Source organism: Alphaproteobacteria bacterium (assembly GCA_023898725.1).
GTDB lineage: Bacteria > Pseudomonadota > Alphaproteobacteria > JAUHZC01 > JAUHZC01.
Genome location: CP060236.1, coordinates 667,452 through 693,841, shown reverse-complemented (window position 1 = coordinate 693,841; position 26,390 = coordinate 667,452). Strand labels below are relative to the sequence as shown.

Below are 26,390 nucleotides of genomic sequence, written 5' to 3'. Positions count from 1 at the left end.
TGAAATCTTCTATTGGGCGTAAAAAAATATTCCTCAGCACGAATGACTAGCGTGAGTAAAACTCAATGATCAGGTTAGGTTCCATTTGCACAGGATAAGGAACATCGTCCAACAAAGGATCACGTGTAAACTTTCCTGTGAAGGACTTCGCATCCACATCAATGTAGTCTGGAATATCTCGCTCTGGTGATTGTTGGGCTGTTAGCACCACAACATTCGTGCGCATGGTATCACGCAACTCCACAACGTCGCCTAAACGCAGGCGATAGGAAGGAATATTTACACGCTGACCGTTGACCGTAATGTGACCGTGATTCACAATCTGCCGGGCAGAAAAAACAGTAGGAGACCACTTGGCTCTATACACAAAGGCATCCAGGCGGTGCTCAAGAAAGCTGATGAGATTCTCGCCCGTGTCACCTTTAGCGCGAGCGGCGCGCTCATAGGTATTGCGAAATTGACGCTCATTCAAGTTTCCATAGTAACCCTTAAGTTTTTGCTTAGCCATAAGCTGAATACCATACTCTGATGCCTTGTGAGGTTTTGCGGAATGCTGGCCGGGGCGGGCATTGCGTTTATTAATGGGGCTTTTTGCTCTTCCCCACAGGTTCACGCGCAATCTACGATCAATCTTGTGCTTTGCTTCGATCCTTTTGGACATGTGTTTCCTTAAATTTCTGCGTAATTATAAGAGTTATATTCCTTTATCGTAATTCCAAATGCAGTGTCAATGATTTTGTTCCAAGAATCACCTTTTTACCCCAAGACTTTAACAATCCCAATCTGGTGACGACCCTGCTACCCAAATCGTTTGCCCGAAGGCGGATCTACCCCATATTGCTGCACGCTTCTATATATGATATTTTATTAGCATAAAAATTTTGTATTGCCTTATGCCTATCGTCAAAAAATATTCTTACCCTTTTACATACAGGGGAAACATTGTTCTTTTTATTCTATTCTTGTTTACCTTTCCCCCTGTTGCTCTTATCCTGGCTGTGAAAAATCTTGGTTTAAACTTCAACGATATCACACTTACTCTTGAGTACCGCGGATCCATGGGGTGGCTCTTATTTTGGTCGGTACTTTTTTTCCCATTTGCCATTATCCTTATATTGCTCAAGGGCGTAGATTTAGTAGAGGAACATTATTGATTATGCCAACACGCAAGCTTTCAGGAAGCCTTACCAGAGAGACGACAGACCAGGACTTTTGGCCAGGGTTTGTTGATGCGCTTTCCTCTGTGCTTCTTGTCGTGATCTTTACACTTATTGTTTTCGTTGTAGGCCAAACACACCTAAGTCTTCGCGTAAGCGACCAAAAAACCCAACTCAATGAGACGAATCAAAAGCTCACCCGTGAAACAATTGATAAGAAAAAACTATGGGCGCAATTATCAGCCGCCAACTTTAATTCTCACGCGATGAAACAGGCACTTTTACAGTCATTAAATAGGGAGATGTCTCTTACACAAACCATAGATACCTTAAAGATACAAAATGTCGCACATGCGCAAACTCTTACAGAAAAAGAGCAGGTCATTCAAAATCTTGAGCATATGGTAACTGAGCTAACAGCAAAAACACGCAACCTCAAAGAGGAGTCACAAAGCCTCCAAATGAAACTGTCTGAGGTCAATGCTCTGGTATCAATGGCACAAAAGCGCTCGGATTTTTTAATGCAGGTTTCAAAAAAATTAGAAAAAATCAAAGGCATTCGCCAACATGACGATCGGTTTGTGTTCGACTCAAACCTTCTCTTCAAGACTGCTTCTGCCAAACTTACCCCCGCCGGTATGGCCAAAATTAAAGATCTGGCAAGCATTGTTCAAACCATTCTCTTGGAGCTACCGAATGCTATTCCCTGGATTGTACGCGTCGACGGACATACAGATACTGTTCCAATCAACAATATCCGCTTTAAATCCAACTGGGAGCTTTCCTTTGCTCGCGCAATGTCTGTTGTAGCGGTACTTGAAAAACAAGGAATTCCTGCTGGACGCCTTGCTGCAGCTGGGTTTGGTGAACACCACCCCGTTCAAGACAAAGCCAACTGTTATGAAAACAGGCGAATTGAGATTCGTATTGATAGCCTATAAAACGAATAATAGTTACTCTTTTTTGCTAAAGGTTAAGTAAGAATTTATTTTTATCTACACTTTATAAACTATTCCTTAGGAATTAGGCTCTACACTCTAAAGTATCCAAAATTGGATCGAGGAATGTATAGATATTTAAAATTTATGTCTCTTTTTGCATGTGTGGTAAGCCTCACCGCTTCCGTGCACGCCACATCAGAGAGTGGTGATACAATCAAGAAAATTCTTGATATCTTTACGGGTAAATCTGACACCCCTGCGGCTCCTGTGCCTACTCCCGCTGTGCCTGCTCCTGCTGCAGCTGTCACTAAAGAAGCGACAAAAAAACCAGAGGATAAGACTCCAGAGAAAGAAAAAACTCCGGCAAAAAAAGAAGAGGTTCAGAAAGAAAAGCCAGTCACTGCTGTAAAAAAGAGTACTGACGTACAACCAACAGTACCCCCCAAGACAGACTTTTCAAGCATTGATGACCCCACCATCAGGGCCTGTGCAGAGCAATACAACACAAAAGTAACAGCCTGCGCTAACGATTCAAATTGCACGTTAGAAGCACGCCACACACTCAAAGGGTGTATCAGACCAGCTATTGCCCGCAATCATCTTTATGCATACATCGCAATGTTTAATAAGGCAGATGACCTATTTCGAAAAGCGGGATTCTATCGTGAGTGTGCCGATACATTTTCCCAGCTACGCCCTCAGTGTAACGGAAATAAGGGATGTGAGGAGGTTCTGTACTACTCTTTACATAAAAACTGCGGAAAACGGTTTTTTCATAAAGGCTATGTCCAAAAACGCTCCTCAACTGTTGAGGACCTTGTGATCAATACCCAGGGATCAAAGCAAAAGGCCGTGGGGACATCTGATAATGTCTCTGCCAAAAAAACAACTCCAGATACAGAAAAAGCTGTTGAAGAAGAGACAGAAGTTGTTCTTGAAGCAGAAGATGATTCTAGTAAAGTCCCTACCGAGACCCCTGAGGCCCAAAAAGCCACAAAAGAAGGATCCTGATGATGATAAATACTCACATAAACAAGGGTTTTATTCTTGGTCTGGGGTTCTGTTTCAGTCTTCTCTCGACCGCACCTGTTGTTGCGGTAACAGACCTTCCGACAGTCAGCGTTGATGACGTAGAAAGTAAAATTGCTGAAATTGAAAATACCTCTCAAGAAGCAATTAGCACAGTCACAAATGAGCAACTAAAAAATCTTTACAAAAAAGCACAGTCTCTTGATGAAGCAGCAATGGCTCTCAATGACTGTCGCAATGTTAGTGATATTACATCTGAGTGTGAAGGAAACTCTGCCTGTAAAGACATAATTTGGGATATTACAAAACGGTGTGTTTCAAGATATCCTGAAACAAAAACAGACACTAACTTCAGTGAGTGGTTGAAAGACCGACTGCAGCGGTTGCTCCGAGAGGTGCATGATAATGACCAAAAAATAGCGTATCTCAATGGTGACATCAATCGCGCACAAGCTATTTCAGCAAAAGCGCTTTCTGATATTGCAACTTACGATGCCGAGGGAAGCAAAATCATGCTTAATATGACCAAGCTTGATAACCAAGTCACACAAGAAAAAATTGATGAGCTGCGCAGCCAAAATGAAGAGCTGAGAACAGAGGCCGATGAAAAACCTTCCTCATCAGCACCAACAAACGACACCTCTCTGTCACAGTAGCGCTCTTCGTAACCCCTGTATAGGCCTTCTATAGCAATAGATTCTTAATCTTTTTTTGTTAAAATTTGAAATAGTTCTAACGAGTAAAAAATACGCATGCGCACCATTGCCACGCTCTCCGTTTTTTTTCTGATCTTTTCGCCACTCCTATCAGTCGGTGCGCGCGAACAGCCATCATCAGACTTGCCCAAGCAACAAGAGTACTTGGCGCTTCTTGCCGAAGTTGGTTATGAAAACACAGATGAATTAGAATTTACTGCATCCTCATCAAACGCTAAAGGGAACCACACCACGCCAGGACCAGAGAGCCTTTCCGAAGCAAAAATTGCCCGACTTGAAGCCAACAGTAAGGCCCTACAAGAATTTTTGGCATCTGTGGGAACACGTATGGAAAAAGAAAACAAAGAAACCCGCGATAATCTTAAAAAAGTCCATGACGAAAATAAAAAGATGAATGAAGAGCTGCACCAAAAGATTGCCTCTCTGGATGATAAAGAAAAAGCCATCGAAGCCCGTCAAGTAAAGCTTGAAAAGGCCGTCACCACTCAACTACAGTCAACAACAGAAGGGGGATCTGCACCAGAGGTCACAAGAAAGCACAAAGATTCGCTGGAAAAGATTAAAAAAGAATATGCCTTGAAATCAAAAGCAATAGAAGAGCGGGAAAAAGCTTTTCTTGAGAAACAGCAACGCGATATGCGTCAAGAAATTGAACGAGCTGTGGCCGATTTGAAAAAACAGCTTGCATCTAACTATGAATCTCAGCTGGCGAAATCAAAGATGAGCTGTGAGAAAAAGATTAAGAAAGCTGTTGAAGAGGCCCGAAAAGCCGAAAAACTCACATGCCATGAAAAAGTAATTCCTGCAGCTATTAAAGAAACGGTGAGCAAAAAAGAAGCACTGCGCACACAAGCTGAAGTGGAAGAGAAGCTCAAAATTTCTGAGCAGAAACGTCAAGGCATGGTACTATACGGAAACTTTAAAGGTGTTCGTAAAGAGAGTGAGTGTATCAGTCGTTATAGACTGCACTTCTGGAGTTGCAAATCCAAAAACGATAGCGGGTGCTGGAAACAACTCTTCAAAGAATTCCACAACTGTCTCAAAGTCACCGTTCCTGAGGGAAAAGAGTATAACACTGAGTCTACAAAAATTTTAGCCAAGGAAAAATCTCATGCACAATAATCGCTTTATTCCTCTACTTGCTTCTTATCTGAGACTTTTGTTATGTGTGTCACCCTGTATCGCTGTTGATATACCTGGAACCCCTACAGCTGATCCTGTAAAATCTGCGGAGGCCCAAAAGTTGAAAGCAGAAGCCGATCACATGGAAATGGAAACACTAAGCAAACAAACTGATACAGCCAGTATGTTGCTGAAGAAGTCACAGCATGAATTAGCAACCAAACGTACAGAAGCACACGCAGCACGTCGCAAAGCGGCAAAAGATATAGGTATTGCACAAAAAAAACATCAGAAGTTGCGCGCTATTCGTGCAAAGTTTGAGGAACGGGCAAAACAAAGAGAAAAAGATCTGGAAGACCGTGAGAAAGCCTCCCAACAGAAGCTCATCGATCAAGAAGCACGAAAAGTGATCGATAGTGAACGCAAGTCAGTGATTACAGAGATTTTGAGTGAGCTTCTTGATGTACGCAATATTCAAAGAGATGCCTCCGAGACTACAGACCTTGAAAAGCTTCAGGCAATGCTCAAAAAAAGTGAAGAAAGGCTTAATAATGCTCAGACCATTCATGCAAAATGGCGTGCCCAATATTCGGAACCCCTTCCCCAAGCAGAAGAAGTTCTCAAAGATTTAGGTGCTGCAGTTGGTACCATCAAAGAATTCGTTCAAAAAGCAACTGTTTCGGGATTACCAGACCAGTCTGCAAAAATTAATGCTGAGAAATGACAAGAGAAGAGAGACCGCTGATGATAAATATATGGACACACAGTTGCTTGATTGCACTCATAGCCTTAACTTTTTCACACGCATTTGCCCAGCCAGTTACAGCGGAGAAAGCCTCTACTCCTCAAAAAACTTCCACAGATGTCTCTGCTGACAAAAAAGACTTAGAGAAGATCAAGGCACAAATCACACAGACACCTCCTCTTAAAGAGCCCATTTCAGCCGCAGCTTTTCTTGATACCCAAGAAATTCCCCTCGCAACAGAAGAAGAGCTACGCAAACGTCGTTCAATGCTCATTGCCAAAAACACAGAACTCAAGCGCAAGGAGTTTCTTGCGCGGGCTCAAATAACTGTGCTCAAGGAGGACCCTTCTTTGTCACAACTTCCTGCCTACAGCACTGAAGGCGAATCTGTCACACAAACAACAGAAAAACCTGACTAGTTGGTTACCTCACCCAGACCGAAAAGATTGCGCGCAAAGGCATCTGCGCTCATTGCTTGGAGGGCATCAGCTGATTCACCCACGCCTATGAAATGTACACACAGTTGCTTTGTGTGCACAACATTAAGCAGCACACCTCCTTTGGCCGTTCCGTCTAGTTTTGTCATAATAATGCCTGTGAGAGGAATATACTCTTGAAAGGTGGTGACCTGCTGTAGGACGTTTTGCCCGCTCGTTGCATCAAGAACCATAACGCAATGAATATGCTTTGCATCTACCAGTTTACGGGTCACAGCGATAACTTTAGACAGTTCTTCCATCAGATTTTTCTTTGTGTGTAAACGTCCGGCTGTGTCAACAACGACAAGGTTATCTCCTGTGGTTTTGGCTGTGACTATTTCTTGGTAGGCAAGCGCCGCGGCATCGGCACCATCGACCCCTGAGGCAATTGGAATATCCGCCTTCTCACACCAAGCCCGTAATTGATTAACCGCTGCAGCACGAAAAGTATCACCGGCAACAACCCGGATAGTTCTCCCCTGTTTTTTCAAATATGGAAGAAGTTTTCCAATAGTCGTTGTTTTTCCTGCTCCGTTAATACCCACTACAATTAAAACATCAGGATCTGTACCACCAGGTTCATTACTCCACGCAATTGGTTTTGCATAAGGCTCCAGTTTTTCAGCCACATGCTCAGCCAGGAACCCCCGCACCTCATCAGCAGTAATCTCTTTTGCAAAACGTTTGCTGCGCAGGTAACCACACAAGTCTCCCGCAACTTGTGGGCCCATATCTGTTGTGATTAAATACTCCTCTAGTGCTGTTAAGGTATCATCATCCAGCTTTGTTTTTGTAACAATATCTGAGATGCCCCGCGTAATTGTTGTTGTCGTTTTTGTAAAACCTTCTTTAAGTTTCTGCAACCAACTCATTTTATACCTTTCGTGATCCTGTATGTGAAACAAGCAACGTATTGCCGCTTATGTCATAGGGCTTAGCAATAATGAGCTCTCCAGGAGTGACATCCTCACGGAACGAAACTTTAATATAGTCCTCCGTGTAGCCCTGATTACGTTTTTCACAAAGAACACGCAACGAATCTCCTGAGCGGAGCTTCTCGTAGACGTAGGAGGCAAGCTTAGACGCACCCAATGTCCGTAACTGACCCGTGCGGTCCTTAATGACGCGCCGATCCAGCTGTGGCATGCGCGCAGCCGGAGTGCCCGCCTTCGGAGAAAACGAGAACGCATGGATATGTGTAATATCGCATTCCTCAATAATGGACAGTGAGTCAGCAAACTGCTGATCCGTCTCTGTAGGAAAACCAGCGATGATGTCTGCACCAAAAACAGCATCAGGGCGTAACGCACGCACACGGGCACAAAAAGCAACAATGTGATGACGCGCGTGACGACGCTTCATCCGTTGCAAAATCATATCATTTCCGGATTGTAAACTAATATGAAAGTGCGGCATAATCCGTTGTGACTGGCCCAGAACCCCATACAGGTCTTCATCCACCTCGACAGGATCCAATGAAGATAGACGCAGCCGAGGAAGATCAGGAATATGTCTCAGCATGCGGGCGACAAGCATTCCTAACGTTGGTTTCCCAGGAAGATCAGAACCATAATCCGTAATATCAACACCGGTCAAAATAACTTCTTTTATTCCGGCATCTACACGTTCACGGACATGACGAATGAGCTGTGCGAGAGGAATACTCCGATTGTTTCCCCTGCCAAAAGGAATAGTGCAAAATGTACACCTATGGTTGCATCCATTTTGTATTTGCACAAATGCTCGTGACCTTTCCGTACACCCTTCTGTCATGGACGCGAGCAGGGGATAGGTATTTTTTTTTATCTCCATGATATTGCCAACATCAATGCCTGCACCATGTGATGCATAACTTTCAGGCAGCATTTTCTCGTGATTACCCAGAACGCGCGTGACCCCAGGAAGACTTCCATACGTCAAGGGACTAATTTGTGCCGCACACCCCGTTACAATAATCTTGTGATCCGGATGCTCAAGGTTCAGTTTTCGAATAGCTTGCTTTGCCTGGCGCTCGGCTTCATTTGTTACGGCACATGTGTTGATAATAATGGTTTTCTCCAGTTTATGCGCATGGGCATGAGATGCCATAACTTGAGACTCAACAGTATTCAAGCGACACCCAAAAGTCACAACTTTTATCTGTGTTTGCGGGACATTGGTTCCCATTATTCATGAACTCCTCGCATGATATTCACCTCCATCTAGATAAATACCATCGAATACATAACAAACTGCCCCTATCATCTCAAGCTGATTATTTTCTTTCACAGATATACGCAGCTCTCCACCATCAAGGGAAAGAATAACTTCTGTATCGCAGTATCCCTGTTGCGCTCCCACAAAGACACTGGCGCATGCCCCTGTCCCACACGCCTGGGTGATACACTCCGCTCCTCGTTCATAAACACGCATGCGTCCGTGTGTAGCATCGAAAAATTTCACAAACTCAACATTAATCCCTGAAGGAAAGTTTGGGTGGGAACTATTTAACCACCGTCCATAAGCAATCAACGTCTCGTCGTCAGGAAGAGAATCCACCACGTGTATCATGTGAAAATTACCCGTTTGGACAAAAACAAGACTGTAAAGAGAAGGAAGGGACACAGGAGATTGGGTATAATCATAGCTGCCAACCCCCTGCACAGCGGAGAAACCAACAATCGGGGCAGGAATTGTTACAGAAACAGCCTCAACACTGTGCACCCGACAGGATACTCCGCCTCCCGGTGTATGAATCATAACGTTAGTCTGTTGAAATTTTTGTGCATAGAGGTACGCTAAACACCGCGTTGCATTCCCACATGCCTTGGCTATAGTGCCATCACGATTAAAAATGTGCATTTTGGCCACTGTTACACTACTGAAATCTTCAACCCAAATCAACTGGTCGGCACCAATACCACGCATGCGATCAGACATGCGAATAATGGTTTCACGATCAGGTGCCTGCGGTAAGAAAGACGACTGAAAAACAAAAATAAAGTCATTTCCAAGGCCATGCATTTTTATAAAGGGAATTCCCCTATGATTTTTCTTCATTATAAAAAGTAAAACTTTCTTGGTGTTTTGAAATCAAAGAATAGAATTTTCCTTTGAGTTTCCGTAATTTCTCTTATAGTATCACTTTATGTCTGATCCCTTACACCAATTTTTGATTCAGGTAATCTACCCCATTAGCTTTTGGGGTGTAGATATATCCTTCACGAATGCGAGCCTTTTTATGCTTATCGGGGTAAGTCTCATCCTGGGCGTCTTGATTACAGGGCTATCCTCAGCGGCTGTAACGTCACCATCTCTTTTTCAGTATGTTGTCGAAGCAATTCTCGGATTTGCAAAGAACCTCACAGACGATATCATAGGGGCGCAAAGCACACGCCTTGCTCCTCTTGTTTTTGGTTTTTTCTTTTTTATTGCAACGATTAATCTTCTGGGTATTGTCCCTTTTTCCTACACGGTCACCAGCCAATTTGTCGTCACACTTGCGCTGGCTATCTTCATGTTTATTGTAGCGACAGGCTTGGGACTTATGCGGCATGGATTCAGGTTTTTCAAACGCTTTATGCCAAGTGGTGTCCCCCTTGTGATTGCTCCCATTATTATTCCCATTGAAGTTATTTCCTATATGTTTCGGCCCATTAGCCTTGGGGTTCGCCTTTTTGCAAACATGTTTGCTGGACACATTGTTTTAAAAATTTTTGCAGGATTTTCTGTAGGCTTAGGGCTTGTTGGCATTATTCCCATGTTTTTCAACGTATTGTTTATGTTATTCGAGATTTTTGTGGCATGCTTGCAGGCATATATCTTTACTATTCTTTCGTGTGTATACATTCATGACGCAAGAGAGATGCATTAAGACCTAGCAATTAAAGTAGAAAATTTAATAAGGAGATTAACATGGACGCATCATCAGCAAAGTTTATTGGCGCAGGCATTGCAATGTTTGCCGCCCTCGGGGCAGGTATTGGCCTTGGCAATATTTTTGCCGCTTGGTTGGGAGCATTATCACGAAACCCCAGTGCTGAAAAAAAATATGCAACCATTGGATATGTTGGGGCTGGTCTTGTTGAGGTGGTGGCTCTATTGGCATTCGTTTTGGCAATCATGATCTTGCGGTAAGACACGAGAACACCCATGCCACAACTGGATATTAGTACCTACTCCTCACAATTGTTTTGGTTATTCGTCAGTCTGCTAGTACTCGTTGTTACCCTGCATCGTGTTGTGATACCGCAATACATTACACTTATCCAAACCCGTAAAAACACGATTAATGCAAAAATATACGACATAGAGAAAATTGAGGCTAGCAATCACACACGTGCTGCAGCTATTGCAGAGATCACACGGCAGTCAAAGGAGGCACTACGGAAGCTTCTTTCTCACGAACGCCACGCCCTTAGTCAAGAAAACATCTCGGCGCGGGCTGCAATCTTTGCGCACGAACGCAAACGCCTGCGGTTTGAGATGAAAAAGATTGGCAATGAAGCGCTAGCTATGGATAAAAATCTCAGCGGCGTACGGGATGATATTCATAAACATATCTGTAAATCTTGGATTACAGGCGCATGATTCCTATTTACGATTCTTTCATGATCTCTGCACAACAAAAGCCTGAATTTTGGATTGTCTGCTCTTTTATAGTTACGTGCCTGTTTTTGTGGCGCACAGCCTGGCCATGGGTGCGCAAGGGGGTTACAAACCAGCAATCCGCACTAGCAGAAACATTTCAAACACTCACTGAGAGAAAAAACAATGCCCGCGCGCATACAGACACACTGGCACAAAAGCAGGCGGAAGTTCAAAAGATCATCGATCGCAAAGACGCAGAAACGCGAATGATAATTGATCATATGCGAACACATAACATTGCCCAACGAGCCCATTGGCAGAAACACACCATTGCATCTATCGATCGCACACTCGATCGCGAGCGTCGTATAGTTGCTATAGCGGGCACCGATAAGCTGATTGAAGAACTGACTTCGGTACTTACGAATGATTCCAAAGAGACGCTCGATTTTCAAAAAAAATACACACACGCCATGATCACGCACATGAGAAAAGAACTGAAAAATAGGGACAAGCATGAAAAAGGTGAAGGCTCGACACGACCTAGCGCGTGACGTTACGGGTGCTTTCTTTCGAATCTCGCCGGATTAGCGCCTTGACTACCCACACCGAGCCTTCTCCCCTTATCTAGCCTGTCCGCAAGTATAATTCAAGTCTTATATATAAAGAAACAGTCTTCTTAGCACGTGTACAGCTGTGGTGTTTTTTATCCAATTTCTACAGAAAAATCAAACAGTTCAATATTATTTTATTTATTTAACAATAAAGTAATTATATTTCAATATTATTGAATAAAGTGATTTGGTTCTATTTTATTGCGTGTATTTTTTGTTTATATTTGTCTTTCTTTGGGGACACTCTTGGGGTTTTGTAATATAGCCTTAGCCATGTATGCATTTTTCCAAACATTTCATGCGATTCATGGGTGTAACCCAAACTCATTCATTTTAATGAATAGCGGAGGAACTTTATTGATCCATTTAGGGGTATTAATTTCTGCTCTTACTTCTTTCACTCTTGGTTTTATTGTTTGCACCAAACCTTGGGTTCTTTTTGTGCGGCGTGCATACGACTATGCGTATCATGTAAGCACAACACGCGCGATGCTTGGTTTTGTTCTCAATCCCGTCATCATAGGGTATGTTGGTGGCAAAATTATCTGAATAAATCACGAACAACCCCGCGCGCAACCTTCTGTGATTACATCTGGCACTTAGCAAATACCTATGGTAAGAATTGAGAGGTTTTGTTATAAGCGTACTGTGTCAAATATACTATCCAGCTATCAGGTCTTTGCGCGCAAATATCGCCCGCGCACCTTAGAGGATATCAAAGGTCAGCCGATATTGGTTCGCATTTTAACTAACGCTCTTACTAATGGCCGATTGGGGCATGCGTTCATTTTTCATGGCATTCGTGGAACAGGAAAAACAACGACAGCCCGTGTTTTGGCACGCTGTCTCAACTGTAGCCAAGCGGAGGCACCCACGCTCACCCCCTGTGGTGTCTGTGAGAACTGTAAGGCCATAGAGTCAGACAGACATATCGATGTTATTGAAATGGACGCCGCTAGCCGAACCGGCGTTGATGATATTCGTGAAATCATTGACTCCTCACGCTTTAAACCTGTTTTGGGGCGTTATAAAATTTTCATTATTGATGAAGTGCACATGTTGTCGAAAAGTGCCTTCAACGCACTGCTGAAAACCCTGGAGGAGCCTCCTGCTCATGTAAAGTTCCTTTTTGCAACGACCGAAGTACAGAAAATTCCCGCAACTATTTTATCCCGATGCATGCGCTTTGACCTTCAGCGCTTTCGGGAAGACGATTTGATTGGGCTCTTTGCTAATGTATGCGAAAAAGAATCAATCACGACGGACTCAACGGCGCTTAGGCTCATTGCTCAAGCCGCGGAGGGATCCGCCCGTGATGGGCTTTCGATTTTGGATCAAGTAGCAAACACAACTAATAACAGTTTTGGTGCCCAAGAGGTGCAGCATATGCTTGGCCTTGCCAGTCATCAGCACATTGCTGACCTTGCCTTTCATCTCATGAAGGGGGAAATTGCCATAAGCCTTGAGAAGCTTGATAATCATTACGAAAAAGGGGTAAATCTTTTAAGCCTTTTTCGGCATTTGATGGAGTTTATACACATTCTTACAACAGCTAAAGCAGCTGGGGATAAATACATTACCTATTGGATTCATGAAAAAGACTTACAGCAACAGGCACTAAAAGTTCTTCCACATGTAACCATTGATGGATTAAACCGTTTTTGGGATATTGTGCGTACGAGTTACGATGATATCGCCCGCGCCCTCCTTCCCCTTGCTGCTGCTCGGATGGCCTTTATTCGTTTGTGTTATGTGGCAAACTTACCTACACCAAGAGAATTAGCATCAAGGGAATTCGCCCCCGAAGAAGACACTCGCGAACATACACCACAACCCTCTCCTATCCCTCTCACAAGCCAGGCTGAACCCTTAGCAAAGGAAAAAACTCGCACCTCTCCCTCCTTACAGAAAGCCGATGAGAGATATCCAGAAAACAAGCCTATGGCTGCTAATACAAGTATTTTTGACCGTGTGTGTGCACACGTTTCAGAGGCACGCGAGCCACTAATCCACTCTCACTTATTACACCATGTACGCTGCCTCGATGCTGGTCCCGGGAAACTAGTACTTGCCGTTGATCCCACTGTTCCCAAAGACTTCGTCAAACGCCTTCAGGCTATTCTTGCTCCGCTTGGTACACCATGGGATATTACTCTGCAGCCACAAACAGAGGATATGCAGAAAGATTTCCCTACAACAGCAGAGCGCAACGCCCACGATCATGGCAAAAAATTAAAAAAAGCAGAAGAATATCCCCTTGTAACACAGGCACTGGAAATATTTCCCGGAGCTGCTGTTGTTGATGTAAAACCAACCCCATAGTTATTGAAAGGATCGCCGATGCGTAATTTTGCCCAATTTATGAAACAAGCTCAAAAAATGCAGGAACAAGTTACCAAAGCCCAAGAATCTGTAACACAGATACAGGCCACAGGAGAATCAGGCGCTGGACTTGTGTCCATCACGGTAAACGGGAAAGGTGTTATGAAACACATTGCCATTGACGCGTCTCTTCTGAAGCCTGATGAAGGAGAAATCCTTGAGGATTTGATCCTTGCTGCTTACAACGATGCCTTTGCAAAGGCTGAGGAAGCAGCAAATAAAGAAATGGAAAAAGCAGGTGCAGGACTCAATTTGCCCGATGGCATGCATTTACCCTTCTAAAGGCAAGAGATAGCCCCCTAATGGCCAAAGAAATCGACCAACTTATTCAGATGTTTGCTAAGCTTCCCGGTCTGGGGAGCCGTTCAGGGCGACGCATTGCCTTACATTTGATGAAACACCGGGAAACCATCTTAGAACCCCTTATTAACCGCATGCAAACCGTGCATGATACGCTACGGAACTGTAAGATTTGCCATAACCTTGACAGCAACGATTGTTGCCACATCTGTACAAATCTAGACCGTGACAATCATATTATTTGCGTGGTCACGGATGTTGCAGACGTATGGGCATTAGAACGGGCTCACTTTTTTAAAGGGCGCTACCATGTTTTAGGAGGCGTGCTATCCGCCATTGATGGAGTAACACCCGATAACTTAACCCTAGAGTCTCTCAAAAATCGCTTGAGGGCGACTCCTTGTGTTACAGAAATTGTGCTTGCTCTGCCCGCAACACTTGACGGTCAGATAACAGCCCAGTATGTGCGCCGGCATCTCGAAGGGCTTAATCTTTATGTGAGTTCTCTTGCACAAGGTGTGCCCATGGGTGGTGAGTTGGATTATCTGGATGATGGAACGTTACACGCAGCATACAATGCTCGGCAAAAGTTACCTGATTAATTCTTGCACATAGAAAAAGCCCCAAAAATGGGGCTTTTTCTTAGCAAACAAAGTAGTTATATTTTGTAAATGAAACGCAACTTCAAGGTATCAATCGTGGCCTGACTTTTGAAGTTTCCTTTGTTTCTAAGAACCCGCACAGCCCCTGGATGATCAAAGGCTTTTTTCTCAGTTCTATATAATGCATATTCATAATCTATACCCACAGCAAAATTGTGAGCAATGTTCTTTACGTAGCCAACCCCTACATAATATCCCGTCGCATTTTTGTCATAATGAAGATTGGAAACTTGATTACGGTCAAAGAATGTCCTGTGACGAACTTTTGCAAAAGCAACGCCTGCCTTTAGGTGTACAGCAGAATCACCAAATCTCTTTCCAATAATTAGGCCTGTTTGGATCATATGCGACATTCTTCTGTGGTGAAGCGCGTGATTCTTATTCACATATAGAAGATGAGGGGAGTTGGATTGTGCTTTTAAGTCCCCAATCAAGTAGGAAATTTCTGCGCCTAAGTAGCCACCACTCTCGCCTATGTTCAGATGCCCTTGCACTGTGAAGCCAGGAAGAACCGCACGTTTTGATTCTGTCGTTTTACTCCAAGGGGCAGGTGTTGTGGACGATTGCATCCGGTTTCTTACTGTTAGGTTTTTTCCAGCCAAATCAACACTCAACAAAACGGACCACTTTTTTGAATCAGCTGCTGCAGGTGACGACGATGGGTGAGCAATAGCATTATCCGCCGATAGAGACACAGCCGACATAGCTGCCCATAACGTCAAGCACGTTAATCTTTTAGTCATATTTTCTTCCTTTCAATTAATTGTTATGAAATCAAGCAACAACCGCCTGAGTTTCCCGAACCCCTCTCTTCGTTATCAGTAGATGGTAAATCAGCCCTAGATGATTCTAGAAGGGGAGTACGTGAACTTGGTTCAACACCTTGTTGACTTCTTTGCAAGGCAGCCACAAGGTCCTCCTGGGCTTTTGTTAACGCAGAGGCAAGGCGCCTTTGTGCCTCTTCACGCTCACGCACGCTCTCTTCTACCCTTTTGGCAAGAGAGTCAGCCGAAATGTCAGACGAAAGACCGAGAATATCCCGTATTTTTGCCTCTGCCGTCTCATGGCGCACAAGTCTTTCCTCGCAATCAGTCACGCGCGCCTGCAGATTGTCCGAACGCGTGCGCTCTTCTGCTAGGAGGGTCTTTTGTGTCTTAGAAACGGTGGCAGCTTTGCGTGCTAGGTTAAGCAGTGTGTGTGTGTCATCTATATCTTCAAAATCTTTTAGCACCTTCTTCGTTTCCACAACCTGTTGCATAAGATCAGTGGATTTTTGGCATTGCGAACGGCACAGTGTGGTCACCCCTGTTATAAGACTTTTCAGATCATCACCAGAGGAGACTTCCATTGCATGATCTGCCAAGAAAGTCCGTAGACCAATTGTGATGCCTTCTAGAGGATCATGTAACGTTGGGTCATCGGTGGATTCTTCTGATCCTTGCAGTATAGAATTTCCTCCAGGCCTTGGTGGTGTTGCAGTGTCTTCATTCCATGGCCTACTGTTCTGAAGATCTCTTGATGCTTGATCAAGAAATCGAATACGATCCAACATATTTCTAACGACAGCCTTGAGTGTACGCAGATTTCTTTGTGCCGCATGACGATTCTCTCCCAGCATATTGGAGACACCTCTTTCTCCTGAAGCACTGTCTGCACTTTCTGTAGACTCAATACTGGCAATACTGCGCGTCGGGCTTGCAAAATCCGTTGATTGAGGCTCAGGGAACATCTCCGCAATCCCACGAACTTCGACACAAAGGGCCTCAGATTCCTCTTGAACCTGACCCAGCATACTTAAAAGCTTATGTGCCTCCCTCGCCAGTTTCATGCGGTCACGCAGGAGTGCTCGAACGATCGCGGGAATTGATTCCACGGCAACCTTAACCCCCAAACTTGTAACCAAGTTGTATGAATTTTGAACAAGAGCCTCTTGCCCACTTGGGTCTCCAAGTTCCGCGTATGCATCTTCCTTAGTTTGCAAGGGTGGTAAGGCAAAGAGAGTAGTTCGCATGCGCTGAATGTTTTCAATGCTTGGCAGGATATTTTCATCGTCAGCCAAAGGAGCAGAACTTGCGTGAATTGGGTGCTTACCCACAAAGGAAATTGTTATGACAAAGGTAGTTGTCAGTAAAAATTGTTTAAATACCCCCCCATTACGTAGGTTTTTAAACATTTTGTATCACTATTTTTCTGATGCAAGTATTTGTTTAATCGCATTGAAAAGTAAATATGTTTTCTAAAAATTTAGTGGCATTTTTGCCAAACACACCTTATATGAGTTAAAATTGCAACAAAAAATGGGCTTCTACACATATTGCATTCTTTTTATCAATAATAAAACAGGCAAATATCGCATGCATTGTATTAATGAAAATAACGCATAACCCTTGGCGCAGAAGGCTTTCTCTTCTTTATCCGCCAGAACAGGCGATGCCTAAGTTTTACAAAATCCGCCGAAAGTGTGTTATTCTTGCATCCTTTAAAAAGATTCTAAGCCAAAAAATCCAATGGCCTTTCTTCAATAAATCCGCTTTCTTGAATGGCACCTGATACATGCGGTAAGGTACCTGCTTCGCGCTTCTGCAGAACAATGTGGGCATCAACCCGAACAAGCCCATATCCCTTTGCCTCAAAGTTCCGCATCAGATCCTCGAAAGATGTCGCAAATGAGACACGCAGGTTTGCCGAGGATGTGTTTACGGACAGAGACGACACATTACTCACTCCTGGAACACGAAGAATGGTATCAAGCATTTTCTCAAAATCATCAAGGCCTTTATGATGGATGGTTAAAACAAACTCTTCAGCCTGATGATCAACAGGAGAAATTCCCTGTGTGAACTTTGCGATTGACTCCAAGAAATCAATGAGATAGCCGCTGGCTTGGGGTTCAATTGCAACTTCATCCGCGGCCGAAAGATTCAAGGACTGCGTGCTAAGAATATTTCCTGTGGCGATATCATACGCTATTAAGTTGAGACCTGCCCGACCATCATCTTGCGCCACCAACTCTGCAACAACTAACCGTGTTGCATAATATTGAGAACCGAAAGAAAGTCCGATACTCTGACGAAAAGTGGGGTAGACCGTAACAGGCCATGTGCTCATATCAAAAAGATCACCACGGGGCAAGCGAAAAGGCTGCAACGGGCTATGCGCATCATAGGTGCGCAGAAATTTTCCCCACACATTTGTGTTTCCCCACATAAACACTTTATCACCACGTTTTAGAATCGGCACAACCAATACAGGTGGTTGAGCAGTCGTCAGTACTTTCGTGTTTGCACTAGCAAAAACATCAAGAATGGCCTGCTTTGAAAAAACAATCTGAAAGGTTGCTTGATAGGATGTGTGCGATAACAACTCATTGGAAACCTGATAGCTTTCAACAAATGTATTAATTTGATCAGGGTTATAAGCAAACAAATAAGCCGGAGGAACACCAAGCGCCAGCCGGCGCACAAGTTTGGCAAACGCCACACGCAAGGCCTGGCGCTTAGCATCCATTTGGGCATCTACACCGCTTGACTGATGTGATTCGATACTGACGCCTTTTACAACAAAAACGTTGTGAGCGTCATTCCTGTGAGAACAGAACAAAGACGTTAGCATTAACAGCAAACATAGGATTTTTGACGCTGCCCGAATGTAATTTCCCTCCCCCAAAGAAACTACCCCACGATCTCGCTATCAGCAAAAAAGAATGATATTTCAGTGCGCGCATTCTCTACGCTGTCTGATCCATGAACAGAATTTGCCTCAATGGACTCTGCGTGTATCTTTCGAATTGTTCCCTCATCCGCATTGGCAGGATTTGTTGCTCCCATAACAGCACGATAGCTTGCAACTGCATCTTCGCCTTCAAGGACCTGAACAACAACCGGTCCTGAAGTCATAAACGCACACAGCTCACTAAAAAATGATCGTTCCTTATGCACATCATAGAAAGCAGCTGCCTGGGAAGGGGTTAGCTGAATGCGTTTTTGCGCCACAATGCGCAAACCCGCCGCTTCGATCAAGCTGTTGATCGCCCCTGTCAGATTGCGACGTGTTGCGTCTGGCTTGATAATGGATAGCGTGCGTTGACGACTCATAATATATCTCCGTAAGTAAGTGACATTAATCTAGAAACTTTGTAACAGTTCTTGCGCTTTATTCCAAGAACCTTCATCTTTCCACATCACCATATCCGCATGCAACGCACGATACACATCTAAGCGCTTGCAAAAATGTGTCACTGAACTCTTATCCGAGAGAGAAAATAAATCCAAGATGCGCGTAAAGGCTCCCGCTAATAAATCTTTTTCTGCCACAACTTGGTAATCAAAAACAACCAACACACCTGCGTTGTTGGGGTTTTCAAACACAGAAGTAAGCCAAATTGGTTGCAAAGAGGGGTCCCCAGAAACCCCCTCTCTCTTCTTGCCATGCGGAAGGAAACCAAGAGGGGTATAGGTCCACAATCCTTTGTCAACAACCTCGAGTAAGTCTTGGGGCACAAGAACAGTAGCCCTCTCCTCTGTTTCGAGCACCTTTTCAAGTAACCGTGGTAATGTCCGAATCAATGGACGATCTTGGTGCCCATAAATAGTTACAGAAGCAGAGAAAGCCGACATTACTTTTCGACAAACTCACGGACATAACGATCGAGAAGACGTACCCCGAATCCAGTCGCCCCTCTAGCAGAAAGCGGTCGATCCTTTGATGAATCGGCAACCCCAGCAATATCAAGATGTGCCCATCGTACATTATTCACAAAGCGCTGTAAAAACTGCGCGGCCGTGATACTGCCCGCTGCTCCTGCTGTTTTTTGAATATTACACACATCAGCAATATCAGAATCAATATCCTTATCGTAGGCACCCATAAGAGGAAGTCGCCACAAGCGCTCGTCAACTGCCTCAGAAGCTTTTTGAAGATTAGCGGCAAGCGTGTCATCATTGCTAAACAGCCCTGCATGCTCATGACCAAGCGCAACAACAATAGCGCCCGTCAACGTAGCAAGATCAATCATTGTGTGTGGTTTAAAACGCTCTTGCGTGTACCAAAGAGCGTCTGCCAACACCAAGCGACCTTCCGCATCCGTATTTAGAACTTCGATTGTTTGACCCGACATCGACGTGAGAATATCACCCGGACGTAGGGCATTTCCAGACGGCATGTTTTCAACCATTCCCATAATACCAATCGCATTAATTGGTGCATTACGTCCGGCCAGGGCCCGCATCAACCCCGCCACAACAGCTGATCCTGCCATGTCATACTTCATGGTTTCCATACTCTTAGGAGGCTTCAAGCTGAGACCGCCAGAATCAAATGTGACGCCCTTACCCACAAAAGCAATGGGCTTTTCGCTTGGATCTTCTGCACCGCGCCACTCAATAATAATAAGCTGCGCTTCTTTTGCACTCCCCTCAGCAACACCCAACAGAGCATTCATTCCCAGCTTACGCATGGCCTTCTCGCCAAGAATCTCTACTTCTAGGCCTATTTTTTTAAGTTCGAGAACCTGACTAACCATGCTTTCTGGGTAGATTGTATTCGGAGGCTCACTCACGAGGGTCCGTGTCAACTGCACCCCCTCTATGACAGAGGCCTCAGTATTAAATTGCTCCTCAGCGGCAATTGCCTCTTCGGTCACAATTTTCACAGACACTAAATGGGAAAGTTCTTCCGTTGAGGACTTTGTTTTATAGCGATCAAAGCGCCAGCTGCGCAAAGACATACCTACAGCCACATTCACAGCAACAGTGGCTCCTGATAAGTGGGCAACAGCACAGGAATCGGCATAAAATATCGCACCACTGTCAGGCGTACGCGACATCATAAGTTGAGCAGCGGCACCCGCTTGCTGATAGGCTATTGGTGTCAGTTTTTCAGGCTGCCCCAATCCAACCAGAAGAACCCGTTGGACACCAGACAAACCCTGTGGAGAGGGTATCGCAAATACCTCCCCTAACGAACCTTTAAAGTGATTCGCTTTCAATGTGCGGCTTAACAAACCATCTGTCTCATTGTCCAGCCACTCTGCAGAGGCAGTAAAGGCCTTTCCCTGATAAACCCCCACAATAATCGAGTCACTTGGTGTACTAATTTCATCGACAAAACTGATCTGCATTGCATGTAAACCTTTCCTTGTTACAGGGCATTTTACCCATTTCCCACATACTCACAAGCATTTTATTGGTTGACAAGCATGATACCTGAGTTCATAAAGAAAACAAAATTGTTGGATTAAATCATGGCTAAAGCTATCCGAATTGGTATTCGATTGGTCAGCACTGCAAAGACAGGCTTCTTTTACGTTGGTTTTAAAAACCCCCGCACCAAGCCTGAAAAGCTTGAAGTACGTAAGTATGACCCTGTAGTGCGGAAACATGTTATGTTTCGTGAATCAAAACTCAAGTAATATTGAGAATACTTATCAGTCATTACGAAAAACCTCAGATTCTCTGGGGTTTTTTATTAAATATAAAGATGGTTCTGACAAAAAACCAACAATCTATGGGATTGTTTAAGATTCCCTCTCTCCTATTAATTGTTAATTCGAAGAAAGATTTTTGAACGATGTTGTGTTGTCACTTCCTGGAAATACTGTTAAATGGACGCAACTTATAACAGTGAAACGCAGGCACTTGAAGATGCGTTTTATCAAGCCGGCACATCCCGATTCCCATCGCTTTGCCGAAGTCACAACCCTGCTATGGGGGGTGTTCAAACAGCGCCACCCTTGACTGCTTTGCATTCTTAGGTTCCTCATCCGACGGGGCGACCTGGAGGGGGGGGGAAGGGCTCCTACTTTGCCCCTAACGCTATTGTTCGTTTAATCAAAGCCACTGATGGAGTTGCGTGGACATACAACCACGGCCTTGTGGCTTTAGTTACATACGGTCACATCGTACATCCCAATCCCTGAGGGGTTCTCATTGCCTTTTCCAACGAGAGACTTACCAAAAAAGCAAGTATAGCATGTTTATACTTGCTTCTACAACGCTTTCGGACGATTCAGAGCGGAGAACTTGATAGGCATTTTGCACCCAAACAACTGAAATTAAAACACCTTTTGCGAGAGACCCCCGCTGGAAGTGAATCAACCATTTCAAAAACAGTTGTTGAAAACCACGTATAGGAGGTAAAAATGCTCAATCAATAAAAGGTCAGCATTAAGATGCCACAGATGATGAGAAAATCAGAGGATACGCAAGAATAAGAACGCTACAGGAACTTACAAATTTTCAAATAACAAAGAGTGACCCTACACAAACAGAGCCACTCAGTAGTTCCAAAAAGAATGTATCGGGTGTTATGCGGAGGCAGAGGCGGCAGAGGAATCATTTAAATCCTCTGTTGCCTCCCGAGGCATCGCTGGTTTAGCCGAAAGATCACGCTCAACAAACTCAATATAGGCCATCGGGGCATTATCGCCGTAGCGAAAACCACTTCGAATAATACGCACATAACCCCCTGGACGCTTACGATAACGATCAGCAAGAGTGTCCATCATCTTGGAAACAAGTTCACGATCTTGTATGGAAGAGAGAATGTCACGACGCGCAGCGAGGGTGCCTAAGCGCGCTTTCGTCACAAGCTTCTCAATGTATGGACGGAGCTCTTTAGCTTTTGGCAAGGTCGTCTTAATCTGCTCAAATTTAACGAGGGAGCAGGCCATATTGCGAAGCAAGGCTTTGCGATGTGCACTGGTGCGATTGAGCTTACGTCCGGATAGTTTATGACGCATAATGAGTTTCCTTCGTAATTAAAATGGTTCTTCGATTTTTTTGGTCAATGCATCCACGTCTTCTGGGGGCCAGTCTGGCGTATTCATACCCAAATCAAGACCCATTTCAGAGAGAACAGCCTTGATTTCATTCAAGGACTTGCGACCAAAGTTAGGTGTTTTTAGCATCTCTTGCTCTGTCTTTTGGACAAGATCACCAATATAGACAATATTTTCATTTTTTAAACAGTTTGCCGAACGAACTGAAAGCTCTAATTCTTCAACACGACGCAAAAGGTTACGGTTAAAGGGAAGATCCGCATCTCGCTTCTCAAGAGCAATGTCCTCAGGTTCATCAAAGTTTATAAATTGCTGGAGTTGATCTTGCAAAATGCGTGCAGCAATCGCAACAGCATCTTCGGGACGCATAGAGCCATTTGTTTCCACAAAAAGACTGAGTTTATCATAGTTTGTTACTTGACCGACACGGGTATTGTCGACCTTATAAGAAACTTTCCGAACAGGACTAAACCAGGAGTCAATGGGGATAACACCCACAGGGAGGTCATCTGTACGATTCATCGAAGCGGGAATATAACCCTTACCAGAGTCAACAGTCATTTCCATTTTCAACGTAGCAGTCGCATCAAGCGTGCATATAAAAGCATCAGGGTTGAGCAGCTCAACATCCGCAGGAATTGTCAAATCTCGGGCATAAACAGGGCCCGAGCGAGAGACATTTAACGTAACACGTGCGGGAGATTCTGATTTTTTCTTAAAACAAAGCCCCTTAATGTTCAAGATTATCTCTGGAATGTCCTCTTTTACTCCCTCAATCGTACTAAACTCGTGCACGGCACTATCAAACTTGACAGTTGTCGCAGCAGCACCTTGTAATGAGGAAAGCAAGACCCGACGCAAGGCATTTCCAATAGTCAACCCAAAGCCTTTTTCGAGAGGCTCCGCAACTACTGTTCCCACATATTCGGAGGAGTTATTTGTCTTCAAGTCTAACTTGAAGGGACGAATTAATGCTTGCCAATTGTTTTGGATATTTTGCTGTGCCACTGATGAACCTCTAACTGCTCGTTGAACGCATACTTGACTTAATCGGCGTACTTACACACGGCGACGCTTTGGTGGACGAACACCATTGTGAGGAACAGGCGTAACGTCCCGAATTGATGTAACATTCAATCCCGAAGCCACAAGCGCCCGCAATGCTGTTTCACGCCCACTGCCTGGGCCATAAACCTCAACGCTCAAGGTCACAAGACCATGCTCTTTTGCTTTTGTTGCAACATCTTCTGCAGCCAGCTGCGCTGCAAAGGGAGTTGACTTACGAGATCCCTTAAATCCCACAGCGCCAGCGGACGATGCAGCTATGGAATTACCGTGAACATCGGTAATGGTGACTATTGTATTGTTGAATGTACACTGAATATGTGCGATTCCTGTTGGTATATTCTTCCTGGCGCGACGCTTGACGCGTGAAGGTGTTTTACTCATTTTTATCCCTTATTTCTTTTTACCCGCAATGGCAACGGCACGCCCGCGACGTGTCCGGGCGTTTGTATGTGTACGCTGTCCATGAACGGGCAAATTACGGCGATGACGAAGGCCACGATATGTTTTAAGATCCATAAGACGCTTCATGTTCATAGAAACCTCACGACGGAGATCTCCTTCAACTTTATAATTAGCTTCTATCAATTCGCGCAAGCGAAGAAGATCCTCATCTGTTAATTCATGCACACGCATGGAATCCTTGATCTTCATTTGCTCACAGATTTGTTGAGCACCGTGAGGACCAATTCCATAAACATACTGGAGGCCTATAATTACACGTTTTTCTGAAGGAACGTTTACGCCTGCTATACGAGCCACTCGGATCTCCTTAATAGTAAAGATAACTAGCGAAATCTACAGAAGATTCACCAGGTAAGTCAAGTAATTAGTGTGTGTTTTTTAATATTTTTTCCAAAGCCCCAAAAACGGCTTCAGGAGACGGAGCTCCTGAGATCGTGTGCAAAATTCCACGACCCTCATATACGGCTAAGATTGGTGCTGATTTTTCGTGATGAAGGGTTAGACGCTTGCGAATAGCTGCTGGCTCGTCATCACTGCGTTGTAGAAGATTTGCTCCACACGCATCACATATCAGGTTATTTGTTGGGGGATTATAGAGCAAGTTATAAATTGCCTTACACTGAACACAACTGAGGCGCCCAGAAAGCCTCTCGATAATCAAATCATCTGGAATATGAAAGTGAACAACGGCAGAAATACGCATGCTTTTATTACATAGAACAGTATCTAGGCCATAAACTTGACTAAGGGTACGTGGGAATCCATCACATAAATAAGCTTTCTGAGGATTAGAGAGCTTTTCACTCACAAGATCCAAGATAATTTCATCCGAAACAAGATTACCCTGATCAATTGTTTCTCTTAAATCACGCGCACGATCACTCTGGGAGTAGGCCTCTGCACGAATAAGATCCCCCGTGGAGATGTGAGAAAAGCCATGTTTTTCCACTAGAAGCTTGGCCTGCGTACCCTTTCCGCAACCAGGAGGTCCCATCAACAAAACAACCATCAGCGTGAGCTCCGGGCCCCAATCTGTGATTTATTAATCAAAGATTTGTACTGATGAGCAAGTAAATGGGAATGAACCTGAGCAACAGTATCCATAGCAACGCCTACAACAATTAACAAGCTGGTGCCCCCTAGATAGAATGGGATATTAACTTTTGTCATTAAAAATTCCGGTATTGCGCATATAAAAGCAAGATACAGAGCACCAACGACCGTCAGGCGTGTCAGAACATAGTCGAAATAGTTTGCTGTATCATCACCTGGTCTATATCCCAAAACAAAAGCACCATTTTTTTTGAGATTTTCAGCTGTTTCAACTGGATTAAAGACAATTGAGGTATAAAAGAATGCAAAAAACAGAATAAACAAAACAAATATAAACATTCGAATCGGGTGACCCCCAGAAAGATAGATCGGAAGGTTACCAAAAACACTTTCCGATTTTGATGCCAGTAAAGTAGCCAAGGTAGAAAAAAGAACCAAGATAGAGCTTGCAAAGATGGGGGGTATCACACCCGAAACGTTAATTTTAATTGGTAAGTGTGAGTTTTCACCACCAATAATCTTTTTTCCTACCTGACGTCGAGGATATTGAATCAAAATTCTCCGTTGTGCTCGTTCCATAAAAACAATAATGGCGATCATTCCAATAACTAAGGAGAAAACTCCCAAGATGAATAGAACCGAAGATTTTTGCAACATCCCAAGCTCAAGAGTTGACTGAACTGCTCGAGGAAGGTTAGCAACAATTCCAGCAAAAATTAGCAAGGAAACGCCATTGCCTATACCTCTGGAAGTAATTTGCTCACCCAACCACATAAGAAACAGCGTGCCACCTGTTAAGGTTACAACAGAAGTAAGACGAAAGAAAATTCCTGGGTAAATAACAGCAGAAACGCCATTTGATGTCATAATCTCAAGACCAACAGCCATACCATATCCCTGCACTATGGCTAAGAATACTGTTAGGTAGCGCGTATACTGGTTCATGCGCTTGCGACCCTGTTCTCCATCTTTCTTGAGAGCCTCAAGTGATGGCATCACAGAACTAAGGAGCTGAACAATGATGCTCGCACTAATATAGGGCATAATTCCAAGAGCAAAAATAGTCATTCGCTCAAGGGCCCCACCTGAAAATGTATTGAGATAAGCCAAGAGACCTTTGCTTTGCTCGGTGGCAACACTAGCCATAATCCCCGGGTCAACGCCAGGCAATGGAAGAAAAGTACCCAAACGATAGACGATAAGTGCGGCGAGGGTAAAGTATATACGCTTTTTTAGATCTTCTGATTTACCAAAAGCACTATAGTCAATATTTGAGAGCATACGCTCGAATGTAGACGTCATTGATCCCCCTCA

31 protein-coding genes are annotated in these 26,390 nt (G+C 44.2%); 15 read left to right on the top strand and 16 right to left on the bottom strand.

The genetic code is table 11. The annotated features are described in order from the left end of the window. Window positions 1–46: 46 nt before the first annotated feature. Window positions 47–661: a 30S ribosomal protein S4 gene (gene rpsD / locus H6849_03205; protein USO01086.1), complete on the bottom strand. Its 615-nt coding sequence runs from the start codon at window positions 659–661 to the stop codon at window positions 47–49. A 495-nt stretch (window positions 662–1,156) separates the two neighbouring features. Between rpsD and H6849_03200 the strand changes: the two genes are divergently transcribed. The 6 genes from H6849_03200 (at window position 1,157) to H6849_03175 (ending at window position 6,129) form a co-directional block, all read left to right on the top strand. Continuing rightward, window positions 1,157–2,098 (top strand): OmpA family protein, encoded by a 942-nt coding sequence (locus H6849_03200; GenBank protein ID USO01085.1) that lies wholly within the window; start codon window positions 1,157–1,159, stop codon window positions 2,096–2,098. A 144-nt stretch (window positions 2,099–2,242) separates the two neighbouring features. Beyond that, complete coding sequence (locus tag H6849_03195; GenBank protein ID USO01084.1) at window positions 2,243–3,109, top strand: hypothetical protein; 867 nt, start codon at window positions 2,243–2,245, stop codon at window positions 3,107–3,109. After that, complete coding sequence (locus H6849_03190; protein ID USO01083.1) at window positions 3,109–3,783, top strand: hypothetical protein; 675 nt, start codon at window positions 3,109–3,111, stop codon at window positions 3,781–3,783. The genes H6849_03195 and H6849_03190 overlap by 1 nt, the downstream gene beginning before the upstream one ends. Window positions 3,784–3,879: 96 nt before the next feature. Further along, window positions 3,880–4,965 carry a hypothetical protein gene (locus H6849_03185; protein USO01082.1) on the top strand — a complete coding sequence of 362 codons (1,086 nt, stop codon included), beginning with the start codon at window positions 3,880–3,882 and terminating at the stop codon, window positions 4,963–4,965. Further along, a complete protein-coding gene (locus tag H6849_03180) occupies window positions 4,955–5,689 on the top strand; it encodes a hypothetical protein (protein USO01081.1) in 735 nt (244 codons plus the stop codon). Before H6849_03185 ends, H6849_03180 begins: the two co-directional genes overlap by 11 nt. A 20-nt stretch (window positions 5,690–5,709) precedes the next feature. Continuing rightward, window positions 5,710–6,129: a hypothetical protein gene (locus H6849_03175; GenBank protein ID USO01080.1), complete on the top strand. Its 420-nt coding sequence runs from the start codon at window positions 5,710–5,712 to the stop codon at window positions 6,127–6,129. On the opposite strand, the gene ftsY is transcribed toward H6849_03175, so the two are convergent. From ftsY to dapF, 3 genes are read right to left on the bottom strand one after another with little or no spacing between them, the layout of a single operon-like run. Continuing rightward, on the bottom strand, window positions 6,126–7,061 hold the full coding sequence (gene ftsY, locus H6849_03170) for a signal recognition particle-docking protein FtsY (protein USO01079.1): 936 nt from the start codon (window positions 7,059–7,061) through the stop codon (window positions 6,126–6,128). The two genes, H6849_03175 and ftsY, sit on opposite strands and share 4 nt — an antisense overlap. A gap of 1 nt (window position 7,062) precedes the next feature. Next, the gene (mtaB, locus tag H6849_03165) at window positions 7,063–8,355 is read right to left on the bottom strand and encodes a tRNA (N(6)-L-threonylcarbamoyladenosine(37)-C(2))-methylthiotransferase MtaB (protein USO01078.1); all 1,293 of its coding nucleotides are present in this window, start codon (window positions 8,353–8,355) and stop codon (window positions 7,063–7,065) included. A 3-nt stretch (window positions 8,356–8,358) separates the two neighbouring features. Beyond that, window positions 8,359–9,228 carry a diaminopimelate epimerase gene (gene dapF / locus H6849_03160; protein ID USO01077.1) on the bottom strand — a complete coding sequence of 290 codons (870 nt, stop codon included), beginning with the start codon at window positions 9,226–9,228 and terminating at the stop codon, window positions 8,359–8,361. Window positions 9,229–9,316: 88 nt separating this feature from the next. Between dapF and H6849_03155 the strand changes: the two genes are divergently transcribed. From H6849_03155 to recR, 8 genes are all read left to right on the top strand, one after another. Further along, entirely contained in the window at window positions 9,317–10,042 is a 726-nt protein-coding gene (locus H6849_03155) for a F0F1 ATP synthase subunit A (GenBank protein ID USO01076.1), read from the top strand. Between the two features lie 41 nt (window positions 10,043–10,083). Next, window positions 10,084–10,305 carry a F0F1 ATP synthase subunit C gene (locus H6849_03150; GenBank protein USO01075.1) on the top strand — a complete coding sequence of 74 codons (222 nt, stop codon included), beginning with the start codon at window positions 10,084–10,086 and terminating at the stop codon, window positions 10,303–10,305. A gap of 15 nt (window positions 10,306–10,320) precedes the next feature. Continuing rightward, complete coding sequence (locus H6849_03145; protein USO01074.1) at window positions 10,321–10,758, top strand: hypothetical protein; 438 nt, start codon at window positions 10,321–10,323, stop codon at window positions 10,756–10,758. Beyond that, on the top strand, window positions 10,755–11,312 hold the full coding sequence (locus tag H6849_03140) for a hypothetical protein (GenBank protein USO01073.1): 558 nt from the start codon (window positions 10,755–10,757) through the stop codon (window positions 11,310–11,312). The genes H6849_03145 and H6849_03140 overlap by 4 nt, the downstream gene beginning before the upstream one ends. Before the next feature lie 306 nt (window positions 11,313–11,618). Next, a complete protein-coding gene (locus H6849_03135; protein ID USO01072.1) occupies window positions 11,619–11,921 on the top strand; it encodes a hypothetical protein in 303 nt (100 codons plus the stop codon). 99 nt (window positions 11,922–12,020) lie between these two features. Next, on the top strand, window positions 12,021–13,694 hold the full coding sequence (gene dnaX, locus H6849_03130; protein USO01071.1) for a DNA polymerase III subunit gamma/tau: 1,674 nt from the start codon (window positions 12,021–12,023) through the stop codon (window positions 13,692–13,694). 18 nt (window positions 13,695–13,712) lie between these two features. Further along, window positions 13,713–14,036, top strand: coding sequence for a YbaB/EbfC family nucleoid-associated protein (locus tag H6849_03125; protein ID USO01070.1), 324 nt, complete (start codon window positions 13,713–13,715; stop codon window positions 14,034–14,036). 20 nt (window positions 14,037–14,056) lie between these two features. Beyond that, complete coding sequence (gene recR, locus H6849_03120) at window positions 14,057–14,656, top strand: recombination protein RecR (protein ID USO01069.1); 600 nt, start codon at window positions 14,057–14,059, stop codon at window positions 14,654–14,656. Window positions 14,657–14,712: 56 nt separating this feature from the next. Here recR and H6849_03115 read toward each other — a convergent pair whose 3' ends face one another. The 6 genes from H6849_03115 to H6849_03090 form a co-directional block, all read right to left on the bottom strand. Further along, window positions 14,713–15,459 carry an outer membrane beta-barrel protein gene (locus H6849_03115; protein ID USO01068.1) on the bottom strand — a complete coding sequence of 249 codons (747 nt, stop codon included), beginning with the start codon at window positions 15,457–15,459 and terminating at the stop codon, window positions 14,713–14,715. 23 nt (window positions 15,460–15,482) lie between these two features. Further along, entirely contained in the window at window positions 15,483–16,889 is a 1,407-nt protein-coding gene (locus H6849_03110; GenBank protein USO01067.1) for a hypothetical protein, read from the bottom strand. A gap of 317 nt (window positions 16,890–17,206) precedes the next feature. Beyond that, on the bottom strand, window positions 17,207–18,328 hold the full coding sequence (locus H6849_03105) for a DUF2066 domain-containing protein (GenBank protein USO01066.1): 1,122 nt from the start codon (window positions 18,326–18,328) through the stop codon (window positions 17,207–17,209). A gap of 59 nt (window positions 18,329–18,387) precedes the next feature. Then, a complete protein-coding gene (ndk, locus tag H6849_03100) occupies window positions 18,388–18,810 on the bottom strand; it encodes a nucleoside-diphosphate kinase (protein USO01065.1) in 423 nt (140 codons plus the stop codon). 30 nt (window positions 18,811–18,840) lie between these two features. Continuing rightward, window positions 18,841–19,332 (bottom strand): DNA polymerase III subunit chi, encoded by a 492-nt coding sequence (locus tag H6849_03095; GenBank protein USO01064.1) that lies wholly within the window; start codon window positions 19,330–19,332, stop codon window positions 18,841–18,843. Continuing rightward, entirely contained in the window at window positions 19,332–20,834 is a 1,503-nt protein-coding gene (locus tag H6849_03090; GenBank protein ID USO01063.1) for a leucyl aminopeptidase, read from the bottom strand. The genes H6849_03095 and H6849_03090 overlap by 1 nt, the downstream gene beginning before the upstream one ends. Window positions 20,835–20,957: 123 nt before the next feature. Here H6849_03090 and rpmG point away from each other — a divergent pair, with 123 nt between their 5' ends. Then, on the top strand, window positions 20,958–21,125 hold the full coding sequence (gene rpmG / locus H6849_03085) for a 50S ribosomal protein L33 (GenBank protein ID USO01062.1): 168 nt from the start codon (window positions 20,958–20,960) through the stop codon (window positions 21,123–21,125). A gap of 894 nt (window positions 21,126–22,019) precedes the next feature. On the opposite strand, the gene rplQ is transcribed toward rpmG, so the two are convergent. The 6 genes from rplQ to secY form a co-directional block, all read right to left on the bottom strand. Next, complete coding sequence (gene rplQ, locus H6849_03080) at window positions 22,020–22,454, bottom strand: 50S ribosomal protein L17 (GenBank protein USO01061.1); 435 nt, start codon at window positions 22,452–22,454, stop codon at window positions 22,020–22,022. An 18-nt stretch (window positions 22,455–22,472) separates the two neighbouring features. After that, window positions 22,473–23,486: a DNA-directed RNA polymerase subunit alpha gene (locus tag H6849_03075; protein USO01915.1), complete on the bottom strand. Its 1,014-nt coding sequence runs from the start codon at window positions 23,484–23,486 to the stop codon at window positions 22,473–22,475. A gap of 66 nt (window positions 23,487–23,552) precedes the next feature. Then, window positions 23,553–23,942 (bottom strand): 30S ribosomal protein S11, encoded by a 390-nt coding sequence (gene rpsK, locus H6849_03070; GenBank protein ID USO01060.1) that lies wholly within the window; start codon window positions 23,940–23,942, stop codon window positions 23,553–23,555. Between the two features lie 9 nt (window positions 23,943–23,951). Beyond that, on the bottom strand, window positions 23,952–24,320 hold the full coding sequence (rpsM, locus tag H6849_03065) for a 30S ribosomal protein S13 (GenBank protein ID USO01059.1): 369 nt from the start codon (window positions 24,318–24,320) through the stop codon (window positions 23,952–23,954). Window positions 24,321–24,387: 67 nt separating this feature from the next. Further along, the gene (locus tag H6849_03060) at window positions 24,388–25,032 is read right to left on the bottom strand and encodes a nucleoside monophosphate kinase (GenBank protein ID USO01058.1); all 645 of its coding nucleotides are present in this window, start codon (window positions 25,030–25,032) and stop codon (window positions 24,388–24,390) included. Beyond that, window positions 25,032–26,378, bottom strand: coding sequence for a preprotein translocase subunit SecY (gene secY / locus H6849_03055; GenBank protein USO01057.1), 1,347 nt, complete (start codon window positions 26,376–26,378; stop codon window positions 25,032–25,034). The genes H6849_03060 and secY overlap by 1 nt, the downstream gene beginning before the upstream one ends. Between the last annotated feature and the right edge of the window lie 12 nt (window positions 26,379–26,390).